The organism is Actinomadura miaoliensis, assembly GCF_039536785.1.
In the GTDB taxonomy this organism is placed as follows: Bacteria; Actinomycetota; Actinomycetes; order Streptosporangiales; family Streptosporangiaceae; genus Spirillospora; species Spirillospora miaoliensis.
Genome location: NZ_BAAAZG010000053.1, coordinates 1 through 6,196, shown reverse-complemented (window position 1 = coordinate 6,196; position 6,196 = coordinate 1). Strand labels below are relative to the sequence as shown.

The window sequence follows — 6,196 nt, the reverse complement described above, 5'->3', positions numbered from 1 at the left end:
GTCCTGCGGCCCGGCGACCGCTCCGGGCCGCACTGGGATTCGGCCGAGCTGCTGAGCGACGGCCGGGGCCTGTGGAAGGCCCCCGAGGACAGGCGTGACCGGAACGGCTGGCAGCAGATCGACCCCGATACCGGAGAGGCGACCGAGGCGCGCTCGCTGCCCGCGTTCTTCGCCGACCCGCCGCCCGACGGGACGGTCTGGTCGCACGAGCACCTGTCGTTGATTCGGCTGCCGGACGGCGTGACCGGTTCACCGCTGGGCCAGACCGCCCACGGTCTGGCCGGGTTCCGCGTCACCAGTCCACGCGCGGAGCGCGGGCGCGGCCCCGGCAGCCACACCCTGGAGGGCGTCGACGGCCGTCGCGCCGTGCTGCGGCGCACCTCCAACTGGGGTGACCCGTGGGGTGTGATCCGCATGCCCGACGGGCCCGACCTCATCGTCACGCGCGGCGGCGGCGGCTCCGACATGCCGGTGTTCTGCCACGACGCTGAGGACGGCTCGCTGCTGTGGCAGGTGCGCGGCTTCGCGGGCCGGGCGCCGCGGCACGGCCGCACGGTGTTCCCGCCGCCCGCGTTCTGGCACTTCCTGCGCCCGCGCGACCCGGCGTCCTCCCGCGCCCTGCGGCAGGTGACCCGGGACGCCGTGCGCGACCTGCTGGACGCCGCACGCGACGGCGACACGGCCGTCCGCGCCGCCCTGGCCCGCGTGCTGCCCGAGGTCACCGACCCCCGCATCGCCGACGGCGTGGCCGCGGTGGCGCAGCGCGCCGCGCGGGTGCTGCGGCGCCGCGAGGAACTCTCGCGGCGGGTGGCGGTGGTCCGCTCCGCCGCGCTGGTGCGGCCCGCCGCCGAGACCCCCGACGCGCACCTGCTGGCAGCGCTGCGCGGCCTGATCCTCGGCAAGGTCCCGCACGAGCCGACCGCCCAGCCGGCCCTGGTCACCGCCGTCGCCGCCGACGGCCGGTACCTCGACGGCCAGGCCGACGACCAGGTGCGCTGGCTGAGCCGTCCCGCACCCACCGAGGACTGGACGGTGCTGCTCGGCCGCATCGACGCCGTCGCCTGGCGCCTGCTGGCCGAGCCGACCTCCGCCCAGGACCGCGCCGCCCTCGCCGCGCTGCTGCGCACCTGGGCCGAGCAGCCGTTCGCCCGGCCCGGCCGGTGGCGGGTCGGCAGGGCCACCGGCGCGGCGCTGCGGCCGCTGTGCGAGTCCGGGCGGGCCGTCGTGCCCGGATCGGCCGCCGACGCCCTCGATCCGGCCCGCTCCTACCGCTTCGTCCAACGCGACGACGCCCCGCCGCCCGCCGGGGCCGAGAACGCCGAGACGGTCACCGTCGGCCGCGACGACGCGTCCCGGCTGCGGCGCGTGCTGGACCTGCTGGACGAACACGGCCCGCTCCCGCTCGACGAGGCGGCGATCGAGGCGTTCACCCGCCGCACCGGCGTGCGGCGGTCCCTGGCCGCGCTGGCGCTGGCGGGGCTGCCGAGGAGGGCCGAGTTCGGCGGGGACCTGCTCACGCGCTACGAGGAACACAAGAAGATGCTGCGCGCCAAGCCCTACCGGGCCACCAAGCAGGGCGCCGACGAGGCCGAGGCGCTGTCGCGTGACCTCGGCGTCCACGGGCGGCTGCGGGTGCTGGCCGCCGCGATGCCCGACGACCCCGCCGAGCTGTGGGCCGGCGGCGGCGCGGTCGCCGCCGCCGAACGCATGGCCGCCGAGTGGACCCGGCTGCTGGGCACCCGGGAGAGCGTCGACGAGGCCACGGCCGCGCAACTGGAGAAGGATCTGGGGCTCGGCGCCCGATGGGCCGCCGCCCTCGCCGCCCCCGCGGCCTCGGATCTGGCGATCGGCGACCCCCGGTACATCCTGGTGGCGGGCAAGTACGGCGGCCTCGAGGCGCACGAGCCGGGCGAGGACGGCCAGACCGGCTACCGCACCCGCAGAGAGGGCACGGTCTACACGGCACTGGCCGCCATGCTGATCTGGGCGCTGACCCAGCGTCCGGTCGGCGACCCGGCCCTCGCCGGGGTGCCCGAACTGCACGACCGGCTGCGCGCCCGGCTCGACAACCCGGACCTGTTCCTGCGGCTCGGCGCGGTCCACCTGCGAATGGGCCAGGACGAGAAGCGGGAGCTGTTCGGCCCCCGCACCATCGCGGTCCGGCCCGCCGAGGACGCCGCCTCCGACCGTGCCCGCGAACCGCTGGCCTTCGACGACGGACTGCTGGTCATCGACGGCCTCCGCGACGTGCAGTGGCCGTACCTGCGGCCCGCCGGGTTCGCCGACCCGGCCGCCATGGACCGGATCACCCGGCTGTGCGCCGACCACGGCGTTCCGGACCTGCTGCGGCAGGTCCGGCAGTTCAAGGTGATGTACGACGACGGCCTGGCCCGCATGGTGGCGCGCGCCGCCGACACCCCGGTGCCGCCCGGCGGGTACGAGGCCAACCCGCTGCTGAGCGTCCCGGACCTGGTGGACGAGGTGGCCGAGGCGCTGCGGGCGAGCCGGGACGCGGCCGCCCTCTACCTGCAGCTGCTCACGCTGTCCCGGCCGACCGACCGCAACGTCCGCACCTGGAACGGCTGGACGGCGGCCCGTCACAAGGCCGCCCAGGCGGAGCTGGTGGAACGCGAGGCGGTCGTGCAGGACAAGCGCCCGCGCGCCGGACGCACCGCGTTCATCCCCGGCGGCTGGACCGTGCTGAAGGCCCCGCACCTGCCGCTGGAGACCTACAAGCTCGACCTGCACCTGGCCGCCGTGGACTTCCGCAAGGAGGTGGACGCGCCCGTGACCCGGCTCATGCCGCCCAAACCGCTGCACGAGATGTTCGCCGACGCCTGGCGCGGCCGCTGACACGTCCGCCGTATCGTGACGGCATGTCGTCCGCGCAGACCGCCCCCGGCCGGGAGGCCGAGGCCGATCACACCAGCGTGCCGCGCTGGGGGCGGGACGTGCCCGAGGTCGATCCCTCGGGACGGCACTTCGCGGTGATCGCCATCGGGCGTCCCGCCCGGGCCGTGGGCGAGGCCTGGGCGGAGCGGATCGCCGCGTCGGGCGCCCCCTGCTGGGTCTGCTACGCCGACGAGCCGGACGAGCCGCTGCTGCGCGCCTTCCGCGAGCGGCTCGCCACGGCGGTGGTGGGGTGGCGGCTGATGCTCGCCGGACCCGAAGCCCAGATCGCGCGGCTGCGAAGCGAGGCGGTGCGCGCCGGGGCCGTCCCCGCGGAGATCCGCATGCACGCCACGGAGACCCGGTCGCGCCGGGTCTACTGCCCGCACTGCCGTTCGATCACCGAAGCGGACGTGGCGGTCGGCGGGCGGGTCACCTGCCACGGCTGCGGCCTGACCCTGGTGTGCGACCGCCACTTCTCCCGCAGGCTGGCCGCCTACATGGGGTACGCCGCCGACGCCGAGGACGCGCCGTGACCACGATGACCCTCGTCGTCCGCGAGGCGGGCACGGCCGCGGCCGGGATCCGGACGCTGACGCTGGCCCGTCCCGACGGCGGTGTCCTGCCCCCGTACGTCCCCGGCAGCCACCTGGTGGTGGAGTGCGGCGGGGAACGGCGCAACGCCTACTCCCTGACCGGCTCGGGCGCGGCGTCCGCCGCCTACCGCATCTCCGTCCGGTGCGACCCCGGCGGGCGCGGCGGGTCGCGCTGGATGCACCGGCTCCCGGTCGGCGCCACGGTGCGGGTGTCGGCGCCGCGCAGCGCGTTCCCGCCGGTCGCCACCGCGCGCCGCCACCTGCTCATCGCGGGCGGAATCGGGGTGACGCCGCTGCTGTCGCACGCCCGCGCCGCCGCCGCCTGGGACCGTCCGTTCAGGATGCTGTACGCATACCGTCCCGGCTGCGGGGCGCACGTCGAGGAGCTGCGCGAGCTGTGCGGCGACCGGCTCGGCGAGTTCCACGGGCGCCGGGCGTTCCTGCGGGCCGTGCGCCGGGAGCTGGGCCGCCAGCCGCTGGGCACGCACCTCTACGTCTGCGGGCCCGGCGGTCTCATCGACGCCGTGTGCGAGGCGGCCCGCGACCTCGGCTGGCCCGCCGAACGCGTGCACGCCGAGCGGTTCTCGGCCGACGACCTGGACCCGGGCAGGCCGTTCACCGCCCGCCTGGCCCGCTCCGGCCGCGCGATCCCCGTGCCCGCCGGGGTCAGCCTGCTGGAGGCCCTGGAGAAGGCGGGCGTCGCGGTCGCGAGCATGTGCCGTCAGGGTGTCTGCGGCGAGTGCCGCGTCGGCGTGCGCGCGGGGCGGCCCGAGCACCGCGACCTGTTCCTGACCCCCGCCGAACGCGCGGCGGGCGACGCGGTGATGTGCTGCGTGTCGCGCAGCCTGGACGAGACACTGGAGCTGGACCTGTGACGCCCTCAGCGGACGCCCGCTCCGGGACCGCCGCCCGGATCGCCCGTTTCCCCTTCCCCTTCGGCTCCGACACCTACCGTTACGCAACGAACGTCGAACCCGCCCGCCGCCGGGTCGCCACCGCCGCCGGGGCATGGGGCGGACCGGTCATCGACGTCGACGACGACTACCGCGCCGAGCTGGCCGAACGCCGCCGCGTCCTCGCCCGCGACCCGGGCAGGTGTGTCGTGCTGCCGCACATGCGGCCCGCCGCGTGGGACGCGCTGCTGTTCGTGCTGCGCGAGCTCGCCGCCGGGCATCCCGGCGTCATGGAGCTGCGCGACGACGGCGCCGGACGCCTGCGCTGGCGCAACGCCCTGCTCGGCGTCGACCAGGCGTTCACCGTCGGGGACGACGGCTCGCTGCTCGGCGGCCCGCTGCGGTTCGCCGGATCCCAGGCGCAGGAGGACCTCGTCCTGCTCGACCAGCGCGAGGACGCCCTGTGGGCCGACGCCGGGCTGGTCACCTTCGCCGCGAACTGGTCGCTGGCCTTCGACATCGGCATGTCGTTCGCCGAGGTGCACGGGCCGGTGCCGCGTCTGCACGCCGCCGGTGTGGTCGACCGGGCGCAGCGGTTCCTGCTGCGCCTGGCCCCCGGCCAGGAGTACCGGCGGACGAACTGGGGCATGACGGTCGACCGGCGGCTGGACACCTCGGCCGAGACCTACCCGCACTGGGGACGCGACCGCCGGACGGTCGCCGAAGGCCCGGCCGCCGAGCTGGGCGACCGCCTGCACCTGCGGGTGGAGGTGCAGCACCTGGTCCGTCTCGCCCCGTCCGGCGCCGTCCTGTTCCTCATCCGCACCTACCTGCTGTCCCTGGCCGACCTGGCGACCGTGCCGGAGTGGCGGCGCCGGTTCGCCGCCGTCCTGGCGTCCCTCCCCGACGACCTCGTGGACTACAAGGGGCTGGTGCGCTTCCGCGACGCCGCCGTGCGGTGGCTGCACGCGGCCGGACCGCCGTCCGGCGCCGTCACTTGACGCCGCCCACGGTCAGGCCGCTGACCAGGTACCGTTCGATCGCCACGAACAGGAACACCACGGGCGCGATCGCGATGAGGGACGCGGCGAACAGGTACTGCCACTGCTCCTGGTACTGGGTGACGAACGACGGGATCGCCACGGTGAGCGGCTGGCGCTCGGGCGTGGCCTGGACGGTCAGCGCCACGACGTACTCGTTCCACGCGCCGATGAAGGTGTAGATGACGGCGGTGACCACGCCGGGCAGCGACAGCGGCAGCGTGACCCGCGCCATCGCCGCCGCCCGTCCGCAGCCGTCCAGCCACGCCGCCTCCTCCAGCTCGCGCGGGATGCCGGAGAAGTAGGCGTTCAGGATCCAGATCGAGAACGGCAGGTTGAACGCGGCGTTCACCAGGATCAGCGCGGCGTAGGTGTCGGTCAGGTCGAGCACCACCATCTCCCGGTAGATGCCGATCAGCAGCGCGGTCGGCGCGAACATCTGGGTGACCAGCACCAGCAGCAGGAACGCGCCCCGTCCGCGGAAGCGGTACCGCGCGGTGTAGTACGCGGCGGGCAGCGCCGCCGCCAGCGCCAGCGCCGTCGCCGCCACCGACACCACCAGTGAGACCCGCAGATGCGTGCCGATCGGCGCGGCCCTCCACACCTCGGCGAAGTTGGACCAGTGCCAGCTGGACGGCAGGTAGCCCGGCGGCGACTCCATCAGCTCCCGCCGGGGTTTGAGCGCGGTGAGCAGCATCTGCGCGTACGGGGCCAGCACCACCACGGCCACCAGCCAGCCGAGCCCGGTGATGATGACCGGCCGCATCCGCGGACGCCG

4 protein-coding genes and 1 pseudogene are annotated in these 6,196 nt (G+C 75.7%); 4 read left to right on the top strand and 1 reads right to left on the bottom strand.

Translation table 11 applies throughout. The features are described 5' to 3' along the window. From ABD811_RS34005 to ABD811_RS33990, 4 genes and pseudogenes are all read left to right on the top strand, one after another. Positions 1-2,853: pseudogene (locus tag ABD811_RS34005) on the top strand (hypothetical protein); the annotation flags it as partial. 23 nt (positions 2,854-2,876) lie between these two features. Further along, positions 2,877-3,425 (top strand): dimethylamine monooxygenase subunit DmmA family protein, encoded by a 549-nt coding sequence (locus tag ABD811_RS34000; protein WP_344955983.1) that lies wholly within the window; start codon positions 2,877-2,879, stop codon positions 3,423-3,425. Between the two features lie 5 nt (positions 3,426-3,430). Further along, positions 3,431-4,360: a PDR/VanB family oxidoreductase gene (locus tag ABD811_RS33995; protein ID WP_344956023.1), complete on the top strand. Its 930-nt coding sequence runs from the start codon at positions 3,431-3,433 to the stop codon at positions 4,358-4,360. Then, positions 4,357-5,379 carry a heme-dependent oxidative N-demethylase family protein gene (locus ABD811_RS33990; protein ID WP_344955981.1) on the top strand — a complete coding sequence of 341 codons (1,023 nt, stop codon included), beginning with the start codon at positions 4,357-4,359 and terminating at the stop codon, positions 5,377-5,379. The genes ABD811_RS33995 and ABD811_RS33990 overlap by 4 nt, the downstream gene beginning before the upstream one ends. On the opposite strand, the gene ABD811_RS33985 is transcribed toward ABD811_RS33990, so the two are convergent. Next, positions 5,372-6,196 (bottom strand): carbohydrate ABC transporter permease (locus ABD811_RS33985; protein WP_344955980.1); only part of this gene is annotated, 825 nt, incomplete at its 5' end. The two genes, ABD811_RS33990 and ABD811_RS33985, sit on opposite strands and share 8 nt — an antisense overlap.